This window comes from Haladaptatus sp. HS23 (assembly GCF_056892285.1).
On sequence record NZ_JBXGLH010000012.1, the window covers coordinates 1 to 20,285 of the forward strand.

Sequence of the window (20,285 nt, forward strand, 5' to 3'; positions counted from 1 at the left end):
GCGTCTGAGAGATCGTGTTTCTCGGCCAAATCAGCTAGAAACGCAGCCGCTTGATCGGTCCCATGCCGATCAAACACTTTGACACCAAGCAGTAACTTTGTTTCTGTGTCTATTGCAGCGTACACCCAAGACCATTCGCCATTAATTTTGACAGCGGTTTCGTCGACCGCGACCCGCGTCGGCTGCGCCGACGGCGGGTCGGAAACGCTGTCAGATACCCGATGAACCCATTGAAAGATCGCTTGATGCGACCGTTTTACGCCGAGGAGCGCAAGAATCGTTTTTGTTTCTCTGAGTGAACAACCGGTCGCGTGGAGCCGGACGGCGAACGCCCTGACGGGCGTCGCCGTCCGCTCACGCTCCCAACATTCAAGCGTTGCCGTCTCTAAACTCTTTTTGAGCAGGTTTGAGAGTAGCATCAATCACTAACTCTTCGACCTGCTCGTCCTTATCTAGACAGTGCCCCGTAGCGAATGGGTCAACACCTATGTCAAAATCCGACTTCTGGCAGACTATACCGATTCCATCGTCGGTGTAACCGAGCACGATCGTGGTGGCTTTCTTGTCGAGCAGGGTACTTCACTGCTTTAGAGACCTATTTCACAAAGACGCGTGTTTTCCAGCGTGACTATTCCGACATAGATCCTGATGAAGTTGATACGAACATCGATCTCGAGAAGCCGTATAGTGGAATGCAGACTGCAATCTTTGATATGCTAGATGATGCAGGCCGCCTGTGTGTTTGGCAGACCGAGGACGTACTTTTAGAATGTGCTGAAGCGCTCCCCTAGCTACTGTTCTTCGTCGACACCGCGAGCGTCAAGGATTAACTGTGCCATCTCTTTGGGATTTTTCGCCGCTAACCGAACCATCGCATCGTGAACCTCACGACTTTCGTGATTCCGAATGCCTGCATCCCGCAACTCTCGCGTCATCTCTAAATCTCGTCCATCCTCAAATTCCTGCCACGATTCTTCGCGTGTGTAGATACTCCGTCGTAGATTTGAAGAGAACTCGAATGCAGGTGTCTTTCGTGGATCTTTTGGTTCTTCTGACGTTTTCGATTCGCGAGACTCGTGCGATTCGTTCGATGTTTGCGATTCTTCAGAATCGCCAGACTCGGACGAACTGCTCGAAGTTGATGTCTTCTCTGCTCCCTCGTTGATTACATTTTCGAGATCGTCAAACGCCGTCATTCGTGCATCACCTCCCCCTGCTCGACGATTTGAGCGAGTTCGTCGTAGGCTTCGAGCTGATCGCACGTCTCATCGTAGTCTCGAAGTGGAACGCCTTCATCGTGCGCACGATCGATCGCCGCTCGGTGTCGAATCCCCGGCAGATTCCCGTTTTGTTCCCCCTGGTCGATCGCTTCCCAATCATCATTGGTTATTCGTGCATAGTTCGGTACGAGCTTCGAAACACCATCCCGATTGTTGATCTCCTGGAGGAGCGACCGGTCGCGGGTATCTTGGTCGATACGATCGTGTAAGTCCGTCGGTGTAATCGCGAGGATGTTCAACTCAAAGTACTGCCGTGCTTCTTGAACGAGCCGTTGAACAGTGCTAGAGAGCCCGCTTTCATATCCGCTCTCTGCACGAAGGGGGATGATAATGTTCCCTGTTGCGTACATGGCGTTGTCGTTCAACTTCCCGCGATTTGCTGGACAGTCGACCACGATGTACTCGTACTCGGCACCGAGTAGCGGATTGATGAGATTCTCCTTGAGTCGTGTCGTTCCCATTGTCGCTTCCTTTAGCCCACTCTGGACGTCTTCGAGTTGCACGTGGGCAGGGAAAATATCGAGCCCTTGGCTTACTGTTTGAATGTATTGCGTTGGATCCTCACCGTTGATGAGAACGGCTTCGGCGTGATTCTCTTCGGCACTATACTGCTCTGTGAATCCGAGGTTCTGGCTCATGTGGCCGTTGTCGTCGAGGTCGACAACGAGAGCTGAGCCGTTTCGATGAGCTAACTCACTAGCGAGGTTAATCGCCGTCGTTGTCTTTCCGAACCCGCCTTTGAGTACGCCGACAGAAACGGCGCGCGGTTCTCCGCTGTTGTGTTTCTCTGTCATGATTGATCCTCCTACACTCTACGAACTTTACGAATCGTTTGATTCGTTTAATTCGTACGAATCGCAAACCTCGTTGGAATCTCGAAGTTCGTAAACTTCGCGAGTGCCTATGCTCCGACCATCTCATCATGATTGTATAAACGTTATGTACGAATCGTACGAATTTCAAGAATCGCCAACATCGAACGAAGTCTACAGGCGGAGCGTACGTCCTTCACTCTCGGGACTTGACCCCGAGGCGGTTCACTGTACGAAATCTCCTTCACCAGTTCACAAGCTGAGAAGTGGGCTGCCCCTAACGAACTCTGCGAATCGTACGAATCGCAAACATCGTATCTCTTTTAGGCTATGAGACTTGCCATCGTCGGTTCATGGGCTAAGAAACAAAGCCTTCCCAGCGAACTCCACGATTCGTGAGAATCGTAGACATCGTTCGAATCCCACAGTGCGAGGCCTTCTGTCGTTGATCCAGATAGTGAGAAACAAAGCTGTTCTAACGAATTCTACAATTCGTACGAATTGTAAACATCGCACGACTTTCAAAGTACGTGATCTTCTAACGTCGGTTCAGAGGCCAATGAGTGCCGGTCGATGAGCCACAGCTCTGGGTTGAACAGTCATTCTGTGACGAATGAGTTAGAATAGTAATTAGAAACGGGTCCGAGGTTCCGTTTGAAGTGTTGCAGAAAGGTTGATTGGCTAAAATCGCCCATTTTGGGCACTCTATACTGGGTGTAGTCTCATCTTGCAACCCTCGAGCAGAAGTTGAGACCGAGGGTCCCAATACATAGTCAGCTGTGAACTGATCTGGGTTCGATTAAAGTACCAACCACTCTTCTGCTACAGCCCCCGCTACGGTTGAGAGTAGCCTCGTGCAGATGTTTCTAAAGACAGCTGTAATCCAACCGGGAGTGTGCGGCATCTTTAATTACTATGGTAAAATATTGCATATATGATGCATGAATGGGGGACGATTCGCACTACTGAGGGCGAGATAATCGTCGGCGACGACGCGATTCGGATCCACAGATCTCCCAGAAAGTTTCTTCAAGGACAGCGCTCACGCTGGCAGAATGGGACTCGCTGGCAGCAACTGAAGTCTGCCATCGGAATCGGAAGTCTCCTCTTGATTCCGTTCTCCGTTGTCGCTCAATTGACCTCGTTCTCCGGACTGTCTATGGAACTGGTTGTTTTCTTTTCGTTCTTTCTCGTGTTGTTCAACGTCATTCCGTTCTGGCTACGCCATTTTCGAGAAACCGCCATCCCGATATCGACGATCGAGGACGCAACTCTCGATACAGACAAACGGGAGTTCACAGTCACCCATGACGTCGGTAGCGGTCTACCTATAGTGGGCGATGGCGACCGGCGGTGGTTCCCGAGTGATGACCCTTTCTCGTTGTTCGCGAATGGATAAATCGAAACGAAACTGACGCTTCGCACCGCTGACGAGGTTCGCGAAGCCCGCACGATCTTCCGTACAAGAGGAATCACTGACGACCTTGATGCGCCAAATGCTGCAGAAACGGAGATGGAGTATCGCGTCGATACGAAAGGCGGCGTGGTCTTTTGTAGCACTGTGGCACCCAAGTTTCACCGAGCGACAAGGTCTGTCCCGCCTGCAAGTACATGCTTCACGTTGAACAGCCAGTAGAGACCGACTCAAGAGAGTTGGCGAAGGAACAACCCAAATGAGATAGCGAACCGGTTCTGGTACGATTCAGCTGGATTGCACGGATCGTGATTGCTGATCCCCATTTTACGGTTGTGTAGAAGTTGAGACCGGCGTACTCAATGCACGGTGAGGACTGGTGAGGACGATATTTGATGTAGCGATATGGGATTTGTAGATGGTTGAAAAACTACTACCGTACGATAGAGGGCTTTACCGGGTGATTACACTGGCAGTGGTGGTGTCTTGGTCACTTCCGGTTAATAATCGGAAGTGAAATTGGCCATATCGCCGCCCTCAGGGAAAGTAGGACATCGATAAGTATGAAAGGTGCACCAACACCAGCCAGCCGAGTATACATCCTCCCAGTTTGACTATCTGGTAAGAATTGCCGAAGGAGTCGCAGCCCCGATCCGATTGGATGGAGGTGCCCAATTACTTAACAAACGATGCTCATCTAAAAGGTATGCCACGGACTAACGAACCAATCGATAGTGCGGTACTAGATCAGCTAGAGGAATGCTCTACGTCTGCAATAGCAGATACAAAACACGAAGGCGTGAAAACACTGTCCTCTGCGATCAAACCAGTTCATACTGACTGCACATTCGCTGGGACAGTCCGGACCGTTACGCTCGACCCCTCAGCACTCTGGGCTCCCGTACAGACCCTTGATGCTGCTCTCGAAGATGAAGTCGTCGTGGTTGATGCCGATGATAACGTCGATGAGGCCGTTTGGGGCGAGTTACTCTCGACGTCCGCAACCGCTACTGGCGTGCGAGGGATGGTCACGAATGGAGCAGTGCGGGACGTCGCCGGCATACGAGACATCGGGTTTCCAGTCTTTTCACGGGCAGTTACGCCTCGCGGGCCGAGCGGAAACGAAGAAGCCGAGCAGAATGTTCGGGTCACTGTTGGGGATGTACCGATTAACCCGGGAGACGTGCTGGTCGGTGATGAATCCGGAACGGTCGTAATCGAACGTGATGCAGTTGAGGAAGTCATCTCAAGCGCTGAGACAGTGATGAAGACTGAAGAAGGGGTAATCCATCTACTTGGTGAAGGAAAATCGCTTGAACAGGCATTTGAGGACGCTGGAATGGTATAGACCGTGCTATAGTAATCGATCATTCTCGGGGCATTAGAAACAGCAAATCTCGAATGTTGAGAGCACGAACGGCAATGTTAACGAGATACGTTTGGTGAGTAGCGCTTTCGCACAGATTTATTCGAGGGTCCCGGGGGATCTCCACTTCCGATTAATTTAGGCGGCAGAAAATCGACTTCCCGAGTGCAACAATATAGACACCACAGCAGATTACCAGTGTGCACCGCAATCTCACATGTTCTCCGAGGGGAGACAAACGGATACTCTGTGCGGACTGTGCAGACGCTCCTGAAGCCGAACGGTTCAGATTATACCAAAGTGGACCGGCCTACTGTTCAGGAATCAATAACACGCCGGCATCTTCGTCTATGTCACCCCCAAACAGGACCGCCAACACAAAGAGCAAGCCAACAGCTGCCAGCACCGTTCTGATAGCCATAGCGACTGGTTTTCCCATACTTGCTGACTTCTACACGCCTGGAATAAGTTTTCTGGAACCAGTAATCGGGGGAAGTGAGGAAGCCTCAATTGACGATCCTGCGCCGCAGAGCAAGCAATACTGACGGCTGGGTTTTCGTCAAGTAACGTTCGCACATAATTTCGATGGGTACCCACGGGGTAGTTGCACTTCCGCTTAAGCGATTGGCCGGAAGAAATTCGGCTTTATGCTGATTAGGGAGCGTACATTTTGCTCTCAATCGGATTAGCTATCAGCTATAAACTGGGCCACACCATCCCGGAAAGACCAGTCCTCTTCACTATTCTCAGTGATGACGATCATCACATTTTCTGGGGAGATCCCCGGATCCTGTTCTAATAATTCCGTTACACGAGCGTAAAACGCCTGTTTGTCTTTGCGATCTTGGCCAGCACGCATTGTCAACTCAAGCACAGCTCGATCCCCGTCTCGATCTTGTAACTCGAGGTCCTGCGAAGGGAGTTCTTGAATAAGTTGATAGCGGTCATCTGGTGGGAAATCAAGCGTATCGAGCACTGCCGTGTTGACCGCGTCAGCGACTGTATTTCGATACTCGCCGGACTTGCCTGCCAGAACTGAAATTGTAACTAAAGGCATACGGAATCACTCTCCGTACCGCTCGATCACAGCTTTTGCAAGCGTGTCTTTGTGACCCTCATTTGGACCGCCAGCTATTGTTAGGAGTTTCGCATCTCGGAGGTAGCGCTCAACGTGGTATTCGGTTGTATATCCGAGACCACCGTGGAGTTGAATCGCTCTATTTGCATTGTCGACCGCAGCCTGCGTTGCGTTGATCTTCGCCATGGCAAACTCGCGGGTTACATCGTAGCCCCGATCAGCGTGGTCAGCTGCTCGAAGTGTGAGCAATCGAGCTGTGTCGACACGTTCTGCCATCTCGCCGATCTCCCATCGCACGCCCTGGAAGTCACTGATATGCTGGCTGTATTGCTCTCTTGAACTCGTGTACGAAACTGTGTCTTCGAGAGCAGCACGGGCAATACCAACACCACGAGCGGGGACGTTCACACCGGTATGAATTTCGCCACGCTCGACGTATCCCTCTCCTTCCTCGCCAACGAGGCGATCAGCAGGAACATGGACGTCTGAAAGTGAAACGCGCGGCGATTTGACGCTGTTCGCACCTAATGTGTCCCAATCGTTTTCTAGGTCGAACTCTTCGGTTGGCACGAGAAACGCGCTAATGTTGTGCGGTGCGGCCTCATCGGGGGTGGTCTTCGCGTACGTGAGGACGTAATCCGCGTCATAGAAGTTCGTCACCCATTGTTTATGGCCGTTGAGTATCCATTCGTTCCCCTGCTGTTCGGCCGTTGTTTCCATCTCTAATTTGTTGCTGCCAGCGTTGGCTTCGCTTTGCCCGAGCACACCGACGGTCTCAAACGTCGCCATCTCTGGGAGGAATGTTTCACGTTGCTCGTCGGAGCCGAAGCGCTCTATGACTGCCGCGACGCCGATGTGCAGTCCGAGAGCACTGGCTACAGACATACATGTAGCTGAAAGTTCTTCAATCATCAGCGCAAGTTCGACGAGACCTTCCCCACGTCCGTTGTATTCCTCAGACAGTGTCAATCCCGCGAGGCGACGATTACCGAGTTTGTCGAAGATTTGGCTGGGATACTCGCCTTGCTGATCTAACCGTTTCACTTCGGGTCTAATTTCGGTTTCTGCAAACTCCCGAACATCGTCTCGAAGCGACCGTTGGGTCTCTGTTAGTTCGAATTCCATAGATGAGTACGGTACTGGCGAACCATTAAACCGGGAGCCGGACATAGCAGGTCTCCTGCGATTGCGACCGAGAAGCATATTACTATCTGAAGTATAACCCGCACCTCGAAGAATGAATGTAAGAAGAATAGCCCCTACGAGAGCCGTGTGAGCCCGTTTTGTCCCAACAACTTCGCTTCAACTTTATGGAGATGTTCGTGCAGGGTAGACGTAGAAATGTTCAATTCATTCGCTAGCTCTCGCGCCGACGTTTCTTTCGGGTGTTCGTAGTATCCTCTTTTGCGAGCGAGTTGCAACACTTCCAGCTGGCGTTTCGTGAGATGATCCAGAGGAAGCGCATTTGTCGCTGGTTGACGACTTCTTTGTTCCATGCTACGAATGTTGATCTCCGCATTCATCTCCTCCCGGACTTGCTCAAATTTCGTCTGAACCGTCTCCCGATCACGGTTTGTCGCAAGTGACCAATATTCTCGACCGTCCCGGATATCAATCGGACCAGTACAGACGAATCCCCGAGACGTCAGAGATTGACTGATCTGTTTGCGTCCGTCGTGATCAACGATGAGTTCCCGCACTGCGTTCCCTGGTTCCGGCACAGCTGTTCGTCGGAAGCCAGAGGCCATCTCGGACACTGAGTGGACATGTTCTGATACGTTTATCGCTTCGATTCCTTCTGTAATTGTCTCCTGGTCATCTGCATAGATCGTAAAGAGTGTTGCAACGTCATCTCCAGTTGAATATATTCCGTACCCAAGAAACCCAACCGCAACTTGCTCCGTAACCTCGATCTCCCAACAATCGGGATACCAGAGGTCAATCGACACATGAAATGTTTCCTCACCTTTTTCGGAACCGGTCATGGTAGCAGATTATTCATGGTGGCTCGTAGAGATTGTCATCCGAGAGCGACTCTTCGGATTGGAACTTCGTCACCGAGAGATTCGCACCACGACTTGCGCACAGATTGATGTAGGGGTGCCGGGGGGATTTCACTTCCGCTTACAACCTAAGGCGGAAGTGGGTGGGACACCACTACGTCTAGTGAAATTAGCCGAGATAACAACCCTACCTCCCGAATACGGCGCAATAGTTCCCCATAAATCACATACTGCGATATAGAATTTAGAGGAAAGCTCACCATAGTCTCGGAGGATGGGCTATTTCGTTTATCGTTGCTGAGACGTCCGCACTAGGAGAGGATCCAAATTCGTCCAGGTCTGCAACGGACGATGTCGGCCGCCTCCTCGCGAGATATCCCTCACCCTCAAGTGGAGCGTTACGGTCCGGAGTTATCCGCCGTGCGTCGACAGACGAAAGCGTAGCTCTCGTTCTCGAAGTCGACCATTCTGGGTCCAGTTAGCGACAACGGTTCCTTGTCATTCGATCGCGTGGTGAAGGCGGATTACCAGTGGAGAGTTAGTCCGCCGTCTGCATGTGTTCGTCGTGGTCCTCCGTGGACTCGGACTGATGGAGCCAGTAGAGGAACAAGAAGAACCCAGTCGCCAACACGTTCAGTACCATCTTGTAGTTCATCTCGATTTTGACCTCGGCGATTTTAGCGGTCGAGGGGTCGGGGATAAGACCGAGACCGAGGAACAAGAAGTGAATGACAAACCCAGTGAGGACTGCTGCGACGAAAATCATCCCCGAAAGGATGGCCGCGAACTTTGTCCCGTAGTACTCTCGATAGGCGTCCATGATTGGCGGAACAATGAGGTCCGCGTAAATATAACTCAGGACACTACCGAATGGGAGACCGTTCGTCCAGAGGACGGTACCGAACGGAACGTTCCCAACCGAACAGACAAACGTGACAACACCGATGCTAGCACCGACCACTGCAGTCCAGAAGATGTACACCGGCACACCGAATACCGGTCCCGAAAAGACTGACGTCCAGACTTGCTTGGGAATGAATCCAGCGATAAGACCGGCAAAGATGAACCCGATGGCGATTTCGTCCCAGAGCATCCCCCACTCTTTCCACTGTTTGTCGGCAAGTGCCTTCCACCCGGAGAGCGACGTTGCCTGCTCACGGATGGTCGTGTTGGCCTCTTCGGGGTCGAAGCTCTCCTTACACGATTGCGAGCAGAAATAGTAGGTCTGTCCATCGTGTTCCGTCGAATAGTCGGCCTCTTCGGGATTGACTTCCATCCCGCAGACTGGGTCTTGTACAGTTGGACTTCCTTCGTCGAGGACGTTCTGTCGGGCTTGGTCGAGCACTTCGTCAGGGACGAGATAGATGAACCCGAACGCCATCAACCCGATGAGCATGAACCCGCCGATGATGTCTGCGGCGAGGAACTGCCACCCGAGGAGGATCCAAATGACCGCACCGATCTCGATGACGAGGTTCGTCGACGCGAACATGAATGCACCAATAGTGGCTGCCGCAGAGCCACCTTTTTTGAAGAGGTTCTTCGCCGTGGCGATGGCACTATAGGAACACGATGAGGAGATGAATCCAAAGAGTGACCCGTAGCCGATCTCACGCAGGCCATCGCCCTCCAGTAGGTCTGCGACTTCTTCGTTTGACGTCCACGCCTCAACACCCCCTGCAATGGCGAATCCGATCACGAGCGCCCACCACGTAATCCATGCCATTGCGACAGTCGTCGTCGCTGCATGCTTCGTGCTTTCGATAAAGAACGTACCCAGCGGCTTCGAAGTCGTGAATACGCCGATACCGATAGTCACGAGGGCAATTACGACGAGGATCGCATATTCTTTTTTCTCCATATCCTTTGATACGGGAGTCCCACCTAATCATGTTATGTCTAATACACCAGTGGCGATGAGGACTAGGAACAGCCTTTCGCTAGCTATTTTGGACCACCAATTCTAGTTTCCAAACTGTAGAATGATGTAAGCCACGTCATCTCGGGACACCTGGTGAGTTAATGGGCGAAAGCATCGGCTGAAAACCCCGATTAAGGTGGTTTCGAAATGCCAAGTTTGATTGCAAACATAGGAAGGCAAAACCCATACGTCTTTAACCGAATCACAACCATCCACGGTTGTGTGTGAGGACAGTTCCCCCCGTAAACTCCTATCCCTCCTAGGAGACGAACACGTCCAAGCCATACTATCTGTTACGAGTGAGCAACCCATGTCCGCGAACGAACTGAGTGATACCTGTGGTATTTCATTACCAACTGTGTATAGACGACTCGAGGAGCTAGTTGAGCACAATTTGCTTTCCGAACAGAACCGAATAGCACCCGATGGAAATCACTATAAGAAGTACGAAGCGGCAGTCGAGCAGATCGGAGTCCGCCTCTATCAGGGAAAGTTCGAGGTAGATATTGGAGACGAGCCAGCGACCGATGCTCCAGAGCGGTTCAATCGGTTGTGGGACGACATCCGAGGGGATGATTCCTAATGCACGCAGGGCTCATCATCGCGAAAATCATCGTGATAATACTTGGTGTTCTTATTGCGCTCCAAAGTTATCGAGCGTACAAGCGATACAACAATCAACCGATGCTCTATCTCGCGATTGGATTCGTGACGATCAGCATCGGCGCAGTAATTGAAGGAATACTGTTCGACATCGCTAACGTTTCCATCTTCTATTCGGGTATGATTCAGTCGGTAATTGTGATCATCGGGATGGGTTTCGTTCTATACTCTCTCTACTATCAACCAACGTAAGATCGTCACAGAACCGGAAAATACCCCGATATCGGCGAGAAATAGATGGAGTTCTATGACCGATCCCGACACGTGAGGTAATATAAACAAATCCTCAACTACTGTACTCTGTGTGAATCATCACCGGTTATTCTGTTTCTGTCGAAGGCGGCTACGACGGGTATCGAACTCCTCTTCGGAGAGATCTCCTCGTGCGTATGCCAGCCGAAGTTCTTCAAGTGCCGGGTCGGTTCCCAGGTCATCTTTCATGACGCCACGATAGAGGAGATAGCCCCCACCAAGCAGGACGATTAGTGGAAGGAGCATCATTATCCATCCCCAAAGTGGAGTGACACCACCGCCATATCTCGGTCCCATCATCCATCCGCCCATAAGTGGGAACGCAACCAGCATCATTACGGCTGGGACGAGGAGAAGGACGGCAAGGACTATGAAGACGATTCTGACGAACGAACCGCTCTGATCTGCTGTCGTCATAGGTAGAGATAGACTCCGCGAACACATACAAGTTCCCTCCATAACGAGCAACCCAATCATAGATCGATTGAACTAGAGAAAAGGAAAACCCGACGAACAGCTCGGACCAACAGATTACCTACGAGACATACAATTATGAGCTTTGTTACATGAAATCACTCACCAATCGGCAATAAATATATTCCATATTTCATAGCTTTTGCTCATCCGACCTGTTGTTGATTTTGGAAATAATTTTTTGTTCCGAACGACACTACGATGAGGGTCACGACCAGCGCCGTTCCGAAGAGAAGTACGAGGCTGAGCACATGCAGGAAAGCAATACCGTACGCGTGACTGACTGTCTTGCTGGCAACAGCAGCGCTGTCGATTAGCAGCATCCCAGCAAAAAGCCCCTTAAACTTCGTCTCATCGACGAACTCCGTCAGCTGTGAGCCAAAGTAGGCGCCAAAGACACTCCCGCCGAGTAATGGGAGTACGGCCGACAAATGAACTGCATCACTTTGGGCATAGAGGAAGGCTCCGTACCCGCTTGAAACAGCGATTTGAAAGATATCCGTCCCGACAGCGATCGCTTCGGGAAGTGTGAGACCATACAGGAGGCTCGGGAGAACAAGAAACCCACCACCAACGCCAAGAAAGCCAGCTAGCACACCGGTTACGAATGCAATCAGTAGCACTACCCAAACGGAGGCAGTAACATTTCCTTTGAATGATACCATTGGCGGACACTGGATTGTACCGATACGACGGATGAGTGATTCATCAACACCACCATCTTCTTCGGGCTGGTTGGTGGAGGCATCGCGCAAAACGAAGAGCCCGACAACTAGTAGCAATCCGACGTAGATGATACTGATAACGAGATCTGCGATTCCTTTTGCAACCAAAATAAATAGCCCACGTTTGCCGACCTCGATTCCGATCGTCATTCCCAGAATCAGGAGACAACCGAGTTTGTAATCGATGTGTCCTAACCGCCGATGGGAGACAACAGCGGAAAGAGACGTTCCAAAAACAAATACCAATCCAGATCCAACTGCAGCTGCAGGTGGATGGTTGAGAACGAGGAGCGCTGGTGTAACGAAGAAGCTTCCACCGAGCCCGAAGAATCCGAATAGGATCCCAATGAGCAGGCCGAATAAGATGAAAAACAGTACTCCCGTCTCAACTGCGAAGATACTCGTGCCCCCCATGATACTCAAAACTGATTACGTGAACGACATACTTGGGTCTTTACCAGGACAAAACTAGTTGTCAAAGAGAAGTCGTTTGATCAATGATGGTCGTGATCGTGAGGATGCGTAGAGTCCGACGGACGCCCTTCAGGCAAGTCGGCTTGGTACCTATCCGGTTCTCGCTCAAAGGCTCGCTTGCACGTTTCCGAGCAGAAATATAACGTCTCATCATTGTGCGTTGCCGAGATTCCGTTCGGTTCGACACGCATGCCACAAACCGGGTCGCGAAACTGGCTCGGGGCGCCGAGTCCTTTCCGATAGACGTAATAGAGGAATCCCGAGAGAGCGAACGCAATTACATTGAGGACGAAGGTGTAATTGAGTTCGAAATACGTCTGTTCAGTTGCCGTTTCGCCACCGGCGAGATTCGGTATGATCCCGAATAAGTCGAACAGTTCCTCCATGAGAAATCCCGTGAACGCCATCGTCACGAAGAAGACGCCGAAGATGTACAGCATGACGTGCCAGCCGTAGTACTTCCGATACACGTTCAGTACTGGAATCGTGATGAGATCAGCATAGACGAAGGCAATGACGCCAGCAAAGCTCACACCTCCTGACCAAAGTGCAACGGCGAACGGGACGTTGCCGATACTTCCGACGAAGCTGATTACTGCAATAGCGACACCCATGACCGCGTTTTCAGCACTCACAAACGTGCTACTGCCCTTGAGAAATAGCGTGTTCCAAACGGATTGGGGGACGAACACGATGACGAACCCAGAGATGAGAAAGCCAGCGATGACATCCTTGTATAGCATCGACCATTCCTTGCGGTACTGATTGCCAAGTTTATACCATCCGCCCCACGATGTGAGTTCGGTACGCCAGTCACCCTGTCCCGCCAATTTCTGTTCGTAGGTCTCCATACACCCTTGCGAGCAGAATTCGAGCGTCTCTCCTCCGTCAGTAGCGAGAGTGAACTCTTCACTCCCTTCCATTCCACAGGTGGGATCTGTTTCGATTCCTGCCTCGGAATCCCGTACATTCAATTCGTCGCGAGCTCGCTCAAACATCTCTTCGGGAAGGGTGAAGTGGATGATGATACCCATCACGAGGATGAGAATGAGTCCGCCAAGGAGTTCGGCAACGAGAAACTCCCAGCCAAGGAGAATGAGGATCATCAATCCGAGTTCGATAATGAGGTTCGTACTCGCGAACATGAACGCGAGCATGTTCATTGGATGAGCTCCCTTTCGAAAGAGGCCTTTCGCGATCGCTGCGGCACCGAAACTACAGCCACTACTCGCTGCGCCGAATCCAGTCGCTTTTGTGAGACTCGAGAGGGATTCAGTTCCGAGGAGTTTACCCATTCGTTCTTTGGAAACGTAGACTTGCACCCAACTCGTGATGATTAATCCCATGATGATGGCCCACGCTGCCGTCCAAAGGAACCCGGTTCCGATGCGTAACGCTTCGAGGACATTTGCCACGAATGGTGCTACCATGCCACATTTAAAGAAACAACTTCTTCGAATATCTGTCTTGTGTAGAGGTTCACCAACAGAGGTGTTGATCAAGGACACAACCGATCTATTAAGATCGGAGTTCATCTAGGATGCATTTACTGGCGATCCAGAGGCCGTATAAGCCATCCTAAAACCGATATTTCTTTAAGTTGTATTAATTACTTCCAGAGTGTAGAATTTTTGTACATTAAGCAATTTGGGAGAGCAGCCACAATATTATTATCTTCGCCAACACAAATCGTGTTTTACCGTATCTCCACAACGATGAGTCGCCGAACAGCCAAGAAACTGATGCAGTTTCCAACGTCATCACAACGACCATGCAACTCCATCAGCTCATGAAGCAGATCGAACACATGCTCGCCCCAGTTCGACACGTGATGAAACCGATCCTGTCGGACCCGGTGCTAATGGGTGTCTGGGCACTCTTCGTAGTTGTCTCTGTTGGCACCCTTCTGTGGGACATACGTCGACGCAACCAGGCGTTACCGTCGCTAATGAAGGGCGTCTGGACACTGGTCGTACTATACTCTGGTCCGTTCGGTCTTGCCGTTTACTGGTATACCGGGCGAACTCAGATCAGTCATGATTCGCTGTGGCGGCGGGGCTTCCGATCAACTGCCCACTGTTACTCAGGGTGTGGCGCAGGCGAGGTCCTCGGATTCGCACTACTCGCGGGTCTACTGGCGCTACAGAGTACTCTCATCACAACGCTAGGGACGTTCGCGCTCGCATACATCTTCGGCTACGCGCTGACCGTCGGCCCACTCATGCAGGAGGGTGTCGGCTTCCGTGAGGCAATGTTCGATGCCCTCTACAGCGAAACGCCGAGCATCACCATCATGGAAATCTCGGCAATCGGTACGGATTTGTTGATTGCCAGCCAGGCGAAGATAGGTGACTTGCTGTTCTGGGGTGCCCTTGCCTTTTCTCTGTCCGTTGGATTCGTTTTCGCATTCCCGATCAATGCGCTTCTCGTCCACTTCGGCGTGAAAGAAGGCATGATGAATCCTGCAGAGATGGGTCAGGGTCAAGCACAATCAGCCGACTAGCACTCTCGATCCCCCGTCTCTCTAGTAACGACGATGATCGGCACAAACTAGGCCAACCGAGTATCGCGCTGTTCGAGATATACATTACCCCTAGCGATCTGTCCGACATTGCTGCGAAAAACGTTACAGTGTTCGACAGATCGATGCTGCAATTGGGAACGACCACGCGAGCATTGCAAGGCCAGAATAGACAGCGTCCATCACTCCCCAGAGTCGGTTTTTGAAGATCTGGGTCGATTCTCATTGGCCTGGTGTGCTACTTACGACTCCAGCAACTCGATTCGCCACGTTATACTTTTCGAGCGGCCCCATTGCTCTAGCGAAATATCCGACAGTTCGTCTTGAAGCTGACTGAGATACTGTGCAACGGCTTTCGGCGACCCATCGAGTTCGCTGGCGATATCGCGAGCCCGAAGGTACGTTGGCTCGGTGTCGGCTCTCTCGACAAGATACGCTCGAACCGTTTGACGGGTAATGTTCGACATGTTGAATCGGAATATCGATGATCAGCGCAGCCACCCGAGGAGCTGGTAGTCATGATCAGGGGTGTACTGGCGGAATAGCAGGCTGTTGGTGAGCACCGACACACTGGAGAAGGCCATTGCACCTGCGGCAAGCACAGGCTGGAGCAGACCAAGCGACGCCAGTGGAATCAGCGCTGTATTGTAACCCAGCGCCCACACGAGGTTCTGCTTGATCTTTGCGATGGTCCCATCGCTAATGCGGATGGTTTTCACGACATCGAGTGGATCGTCACGCATCAGCGTCACATCGGCGGCTTCAATAGCGACATCGGTGCCACTGCCAATAGCTGTCCCGACATACGCGACGGCGAGTGCTGGTGCATCGTTCACACCGTCACCGACCATCATCGCCTTGCGACCCTCATCCTGGATAGTTTCGACCGCGTCAGACTTCTCGTCGGGAAGAACTTCCGCACGGACGTTGGCTGGATCGATACCAACCCGTTCTGCGACGGCGCGAGCGGTCCGCTCGTTGTCACCGGTGATCATCATCACGTCGATGTCACGCTCTTGGAGTGCGCTTATTGCATCTTTCGCACTCTGTTTGACTGTATCGGCGTCGGCGACCACACCAACGAGCTCGCCTTCATAGGCAACGAGCATCGACGTTTTCCCCTCATTCTCGAGGCGTTCCATCGTTTCTTCGGCGGAAGAGAGATTGATATTGTTGTCACGGAGTAGTTTCCTGTTACCGACCAACACCTCGCTGTCGTCGACAGTAGCACGAATCCCGTGGCCAGGGACGTTCTCGAAACTGTCCGGGTCCGCCACATCGATGTCGCGCTCTTCGGCTCCGTCGACGATTGCCCGAGCAAGCGGATGTTCACTCCCGCTTTCGGCAGTAGCAGCGACTCGAAGCACATCTTCCTTAGTGAGCCGATCGCGCGTGGTCAGTGCTCCACCATCGGTCACCGGGTCCCCACCGTCGGTAGCTGGCTGACCGTTCGAGTCGAAAACGACTACGTCAGTGAGTTCCATCTCGCCTTTGGTGAGCGTCCCAGTTTTATCGAACACGACGGTGTCTACGTCTTTCGCCCGCTCAAGGATGTCACCGCCCTTAAAGAGAACGCCGTTCTGGGCACCGATGGTCGTACCGACCATTGTCGCTGCCGGCGTTGCCAATCCAAGCGCACAGGGACAGGCGATTAGCACCGCACTCGCAAAGACGACGACAGCGAATTCGAATGTCGAGAGCACGGCCGGCCCTCCACCGACGAGGCCCCAGAGCGGGATGGCAGATACGAACCCAGTGAGCGTTCCAGGGAAAAGAAACCAGACAGTACCCCAGAAGAGAGCGTTCAGGATAACTGCCGGCACGAAGTAGGCGCTAATACGGTCAGCGAGGTTCTGAATGTCTGGCTGGCGAGACTGAGCTTCTTTGACGGTCTGAACGATCTGCTGGATGGCAGTATCCTTCCCGACCTTTGTCGCCTCCACAACGAGGACACCGTTCTCGTTGAGAGTCGACCCGACGACTTCGTCACCCTTGCTCTTCTCGACGGGCACCGACTCACCGGTGACCATCGACTCGTCGACAGCGCTCTGACCATCGACGATGACGCCATCGGTTGGAATCTGTTCACCGGGACGGACCTTCATCCGGTCGCCAACCGTGACTTCCTCAAGAGGGACCTCATGTTCGGTGCCGTCCTCATCGACGAGCGTCGCGGTGTCAGCTTCCATCTCGAGGAGTTTCCGGAGTGCCTCGCTGGCTTGCCCCTTCGAGCGAGCCTCAAGGTAGTTACCGAGCGTGATGAACACCAGGATGAGCGCAGCTGTGTCGAAGTAAAGCCCGCCCGAGATCAGACCGAGCAATACCACGACGCTGTAGATATACGCCGTGGACGAACCGAGGGCGATGAGCACGTCCATATTGGCGGTCTTGTTCTTCACGAGTGCTTTGTACGAGTTCTTATAGAACTCCCAGCCGAGAACAGCCTGAACGGGCGTCGCAAGCAGGAACTCGACCCAGCCGAACTCAATCCCGAGAATCGTTTCCGGAAGGATTCCGCCGCCGAGAATGAACTTCTCAACGAGGAAGAAGATAAGAGGGGCAGAGAGTGCAGCACCGAACAGTGTGAGGCGAAGCTGCCTGCGAATTTCGGCCTGGCGTGCGGCATCGCGGCGATCCTCTGCAGAAGCGTTGGATTCGTTGTCCTCGCGGATGGGTGCGTAGCCAGCGTTTTCGATAGCGTCGTAGAGGTTCTCAATAGTTGCTTCAGTGGGGTTGTACGTGACCTGTGCTTCGTCAGTTGCAAAGTTGACGTCGGCCTCGATGACACCCGGTGTTCGCTCGAGTGCGTTCTGTACCGTCTCCGAGCAGTTCGAACACGACATATCGGTGATGCCGATCGTTGTCGTTTCCGTGATTGGTGTATACCCAGCGTTATCGATGGTGTCGTAGATAGTTTTCAACGAAACCTCGTCCGAATCGTACTCCACGGTCCCTTCGTCAGTGGCGAAGTTAATGTTCGCCTCTGAAACCCCATCGAGAGAAGTGACGGCATCGGAAATGGTCTGTGAGCAATTCGCACAGCTCATCCCCTGGATATCGATGTGAATTCGACTCTGACTCATTACACAATATTATACGTCTTCCCTCTTCAATGGATTTGTTCTTTAGAATGTTCAGGCGGGAGACCGGGGAAGCTTTGGATCGAAAGTGCTATTGCCTCGATATCGATCAGTCAGCACCCTTCTGGATTTGTTCGTACCTCTCACCGAAGCGAGCTTCACACGACGGGCAACAGAACTGATACAGATCACCATCGAAACGAGCCGCTGTTCCTTCGTTATCGACCGTATTGCCACACTGCGCGCAGGAAAGTGCGAACTCCATCCCACCGAGGTTGGGAGACCAATCCGAACCCGCCAAAAGTTTCACTTCGAAGTTATCGATCGTTCCTTCGTCAAAGATGTCGTCGAGCCAATTGGCGACGTCGTTGTCTGGTACTCGTGCATAGACTACAATGTCGGCTTCGGCAGTGATGAACACGTACTCAACTGCACCGGTATCGAAGAGCGTCTCCTTGACCGACGAGACATCACGTGTGCTAGCGATTTTAAGTGTGACCAGAACCGGTATTCCTTTACGGAACTGAGATCGGTCGATATCGAGCGTGAATCCACGAATGATTCCTCGCTCCTGTAGTCGAGCAACCCGGTCCGATACGGCAGGTGGGGAGAGGTCAACGGCTTCCGCAACGTCATTGTACGGACGACGAGCGTTCGACATCAATAGCTGGAGGATTTCGAGGTCGGTTTCGTCCAAATCGCGCATAGTAGTGCTACGTCATCGAGGGGCAAAAGTGATTCGCGCTTTTGGCTTTTGTTTCTAGTGTAGTAGGTGCAATACAGATGCAGAATTTAAAGGAGAATCCACAAAAGACAGTAGATCGTATCTCAGAGTGTATGACAACCACTATCACCGTTGAAGGAATGTCATGTGGACACTGTGAGCAAACAGTCGAGGAAGCTCTCAAAGGGGTGAACGGTATTACCGATGCGACAGCCGACCACGAGGCCGAGCAGGCAACTATCGAAGGTGATGCTAACAGTTCAGAGCTCGTTGAAGCCGTCGAAGACGCAGGCTACACAGCGAATGTCTGAAAGGAACAAGAAAAGAGTGAGTAACATGCGATACCTGACTCTTTATGCATCCGATGGTAGCGTCTCAGTCACCTTGCGGTGATTCAGAGTGAACGATAGCAGCAAGACTTTCGAGCTGTGCGGCCACATGCTCACTCTCACCAGCTAAGTGAACAATGAGATCATCAAGCGTGACAATTCCCACAACGCTCCCATCTTGCACGACAGGTGCTCGTCGTGCGTTCACTTGATCCATGTGATGGAGTAAGTGTGGAAGGCGTGCTTGGGAGTCAATCGTAAGTGGGTCTTCAGTCATTACATTTTCCGCGGTGAGGTCTGCTCCCGACTGTTCATCATGCAGAACGTTAGTACCGTATTCGTCTGTCAGGAGATGAATTGCAAGATCACGATCGGTGATGATTCCGGTGAGATCTCCGTTCTCGGTGACTAAGACATCGCCCACGTTTTCGTCGACCATCGTCTGGGCGACCGTCTCGATAGCCGCGTCGTTGGAGACACTCACCACGTCTTTTCGTGCGATTCTCCCTACCCGGAGGTTGATATCGGAGTGTTCGTTTGCCATCGACTACCATACGGTAGAAAGACCGAAAAGTGTAGTGTCCAATCAAACAACTCCAGGACGTATATTCCTACAAGTAATCTCCGCTACTATACCACAAGAGCTAACGGAACGAGTCAGCGACGTCTAAACCTCCTATTACACCACTAATTCGTGTACATCTCGATCCGAGGTCATTCATATACTACTAGCTTTATCTTCTGAAATGGAGTTTGCGGGCTGGAATCCGTTTGAAATACAAATTTCAAGAAGAGCCATATCGTATAATATATACCGAGTGAAGAAGCTACGAGGTCAGTGTCACAATCCGAAACGAATACAGAGTCAATTACAGCTGTAGGTTTGTAATGCAAACCAGATCAAACTTAAAACAGATGCGAAGAAAACCCTTGTGGGATATTAATCCAGTCACATGTATGAGTAAAAAAGCCGCTCCAAAGACAGTGGTCGTTATCAGGTTGTTACTCCACCCGACGGTCATGAAGTGCATAGAACAGGCGGTTATATTTAAGTCAATTACCGAGTGTTCGGGGTGACCGAATTAGAGAAACGAGTAAGATGGTTGCTGGCGAACCGCAAGGTATGGGGGATCATTCGAAACATGGGGAAGACAAAACTGAGTCAACTA

Annotated in this window: 20 protein-coding genes; 5 read left to right on the forward strand and 15 right to left on the reverse strand. The window is 51.8% G+C overall.

All coding sequences use genetic code 11. The features are described 5' to 3' along the window. The 3 genes from AC1XDK_RS24025 to AC1XDK_RS24035 form a co-directional block, all read right to left on the reverse strand. Window positions 1-419, reverse strand: a 419-nt coding sequence (locus tag AC1XDK_RS24025; RefSeq protein WP_483352558.1) for an IS6 family transposase, incomplete at its 3' end; no start/stop codon positions are given. A gap of 372 nt (window positions 420-791) precedes the next feature. Further along, window positions 792-1,196 carry a DUF7970 domain-containing protein gene (locus tag AC1XDK_RS24030; RefSeq protein ID WP_483352559.1) on the reverse strand — a complete coding sequence of 135 codons (405 nt, stop codon included), beginning with the start codon at window positions 1,194-1,196 and terminating at the stop codon, window positions 792-794. Next, window positions 1,193-2,074, reverse strand: a complete 882-nt coding sequence (locus tag AC1XDK_RS24035) for a ParA family protein (RefSeq protein WP_483352560.1) — start codon at window positions 2,072-2,074, stop codon at window positions 1,193-1,195. Before AC1XDK_RS24035 ends, AC1XDK_RS24030 begins: the two co-directional genes overlap by 4 nt. A gap of 2,138 nt (window positions 2,075-4,212) precedes the next feature. Here AC1XDK_RS24035 and AC1XDK_RS24040 point away from each other — a divergent pair. Beyond that, a complete protein-coding gene (locus tag AC1XDK_RS24040; RefSeq protein ID WP_483352561.1) occupies window positions 4,213-4,854 on the forward strand; it encodes an RraA family protein in 642 nt (213 codons plus the stop codon). 328 nt (window positions 4,855-5,182) lie between these two features. Here AC1XDK_RS24040 and AC1XDK_RS24045 read toward each other — a convergent pair whose 3' ends face one another. The 5 genes from AC1XDK_RS24045 to AC1XDK_RS24065 all read right to left on the reverse strand — a co-directional run bounded on the left by AC1XDK_RS24045 (window position 5,183) and on the right by AC1XDK_RS24065 (window position 9,814). After that, window positions 5,183-5,311, reverse strand: coding sequence for a hypothetical protein (locus AC1XDK_RS24045; protein WP_483352562.1), 129 nt, complete (start codon window positions 5,309-5,311; stop codon window positions 5,183-5,185). Between the two features lie 246 nt (window positions 5,312-5,557). Beyond that, window positions 5,558-5,929 (reverse strand): tautomerase family protein, encoded by a 372-nt coding sequence (locus AC1XDK_RS24050; protein ID WP_483352563.1) that lies wholly within the window; start codon window positions 5,927-5,929, stop codon window positions 5,558-5,560. Window positions 5,930-5,935: 6 nt separating this feature from the next. Next, entirely contained in the window at window positions 5,936-7,153 is a 1,218-nt protein-coding gene (locus tag AC1XDK_RS24055; RefSeq protein ID WP_483352564.1) for an acyl-CoA dehydrogenase family protein, read from the reverse strand. 56 nt (window positions 7,154-7,209) lie between these two features. Beyond that, the gene (locus AC1XDK_RS24060) at window positions 7,210-7,935 is read right to left on the reverse strand and encodes a helix-turn-helix domain-containing protein (protein WP_483352565.1); all 726 of its coding nucleotides are present in this window, start codon (window positions 7,933-7,935) and stop codon (window positions 7,210-7,212) included. 556 nt (window positions 7,936-8,491) lie between these two features. After that, window positions 8,492-9,814, reverse strand: a complete 1,323-nt coding sequence (locus AC1XDK_RS24065) for a permease (RefSeq protein ID WP_483352566.1) — start codon at window positions 9,812-9,814, stop codon at window positions 8,492-8,494. Between the two features lie 280 nt (window positions 9,815-10,094). Between AC1XDK_RS24065 and AC1XDK_RS24070 the strand changes: the two genes are divergently transcribed. Together AC1XDK_RS24070 and AC1XDK_RS24075 are read left to right on the forward strand one after the other, a co-directional pair. Then, complete coding sequence (locus AC1XDK_RS24070; protein ID WP_483352567.1) at window positions 10,095-10,457, forward strand: ArsR/SmtB family transcription factor; 363 nt, start codon at window positions 10,095-10,097, stop codon at window positions 10,455-10,457. Beyond that, window positions 10,457-10,729 carry a DUF7521 family protein gene (locus tag AC1XDK_RS24075; protein WP_483352568.1) on the forward strand — a complete coding sequence of 91 codons (273 nt, stop codon included), beginning with the start codon at window positions 10,457-10,459 and terminating at the stop codon, window positions 10,727-10,729. Before AC1XDK_RS24070 ends, AC1XDK_RS24075 begins: the two co-directional genes overlap by 1 nt. Before the next feature lie 120 nt (window positions 10,730-10,849). Here AC1XDK_RS24075 and AC1XDK_RS24080 read toward each other — a convergent pair whose 3' ends face one another. From AC1XDK_RS24080 to AC1XDK_RS24090, 3 genes are all read right to left on the reverse strand, one after another. After that, window positions 10,850-11,206 (reverse strand): SHOCT domain-containing protein, encoded by a 357-nt coding sequence (locus AC1XDK_RS24080; RefSeq protein ID WP_483352569.1) that lies wholly within the window; start codon window positions 11,204-11,206, stop codon window positions 10,850-10,852. A gap of 203 nt (window positions 11,207-11,409) precedes the next feature. Further along, window positions 11,410-12,402 carry a sulfite exporter TauE/SafE family protein gene (locus AC1XDK_RS24085; RefSeq protein ID WP_483352570.1) on the reverse strand — a complete coding sequence of 331 codons (993 nt, stop codon included), beginning with the start codon at window positions 12,400-12,402 and terminating at the stop codon, window positions 11,410-11,412. An 80-nt stretch (window positions 12,403-12,482) separates the two neighbouring features. Further along, window positions 12,483-13,892, reverse strand: coding sequence for a permease (locus AC1XDK_RS24090; RefSeq protein ID WP_483352571.1), 1,410 nt, complete (start codon window positions 13,890-13,892; stop codon window positions 12,483-12,485). Window positions 13,893-14,251: 359 nt separating this feature from the next. Here AC1XDK_RS24090 and AC1XDK_RS24095 point away from each other — a divergent pair, with 359 nt between their 5' ends. Then, entirely contained in the window at window positions 14,252-14,965 is a 714-nt protein-coding gene (locus tag AC1XDK_RS24095; protein WP_483352572.1) for a DUF4396 domain-containing protein, read from the forward strand. A 260-nt stretch (window positions 14,966-15,225) separates the two neighbouring features. Here the strand turns inward: AC1XDK_RS24095 and AC1XDK_RS24100 are convergent, their stop codons facing one another. From AC1XDK_RS24100 to AC1XDK_RS24110, 3 genes are all read right to left on the reverse strand, one after another. Continuing rightward, window positions 15,226-15,450 (reverse strand): DUF7123 family protein, encoded by a 225-nt coding sequence (locus AC1XDK_RS24100; RefSeq protein ID WP_483352573.1) that lies wholly within the window; start codon window positions 15,448-15,450, stop codon window positions 15,226-15,228. 21 nt (window positions 15,451-15,471) lie between these two features. Then, window positions 15,472-18,066, reverse strand: a complete 2,595-nt coding sequence (locus AC1XDK_RS24105; RefSeq protein ID WP_483352574.1) for a heavy metal translocating P-type ATPase — start codon at window positions 18,064-18,066, stop codon at window positions 15,472-15,474. A 106-nt stretch (window positions 18,067-18,172) separates the two neighbouring features. Further along, entirely contained in the window at window positions 18,173-18,769 is a 597-nt protein-coding gene (locus tag AC1XDK_RS24110) for a winged helix-turn-helix transcriptional regulator (protein WP_483352575.1), read from the reverse strand. Window positions 18,770-18,900: 131 nt separating this feature from the next. Between AC1XDK_RS24110 and AC1XDK_RS24115 the strand changes: the two genes are divergently transcribed. Beyond that, the gene (locus tag AC1XDK_RS24115; RefSeq protein ID WP_483352576.1) at window positions 18,901-19,098 is read left to right on the forward strand and encodes a heavy-metal-associated domain-containing protein; all 198 of its coding nucleotides are present in this window, start codon (window positions 18,901-18,903) and stop codon (window positions 19,096-19,098) included. A 64-nt stretch (window positions 19,099-19,162) separates the two neighbouring features. Here the strand turns inward: AC1XDK_RS24115 and AC1XDK_RS24120 are convergent, their stop codons facing one another. Continuing rightward, complete coding sequence (locus tag AC1XDK_RS24120; protein WP_483352577.1) at window positions 19,163-19,660, reverse strand: CBS domain-containing protein; 498 nt, start codon at window positions 19,658-19,660, stop codon at window positions 19,163-19,165. Window positions 19,661-20,285: the final 625 nt, after the last annotated feature.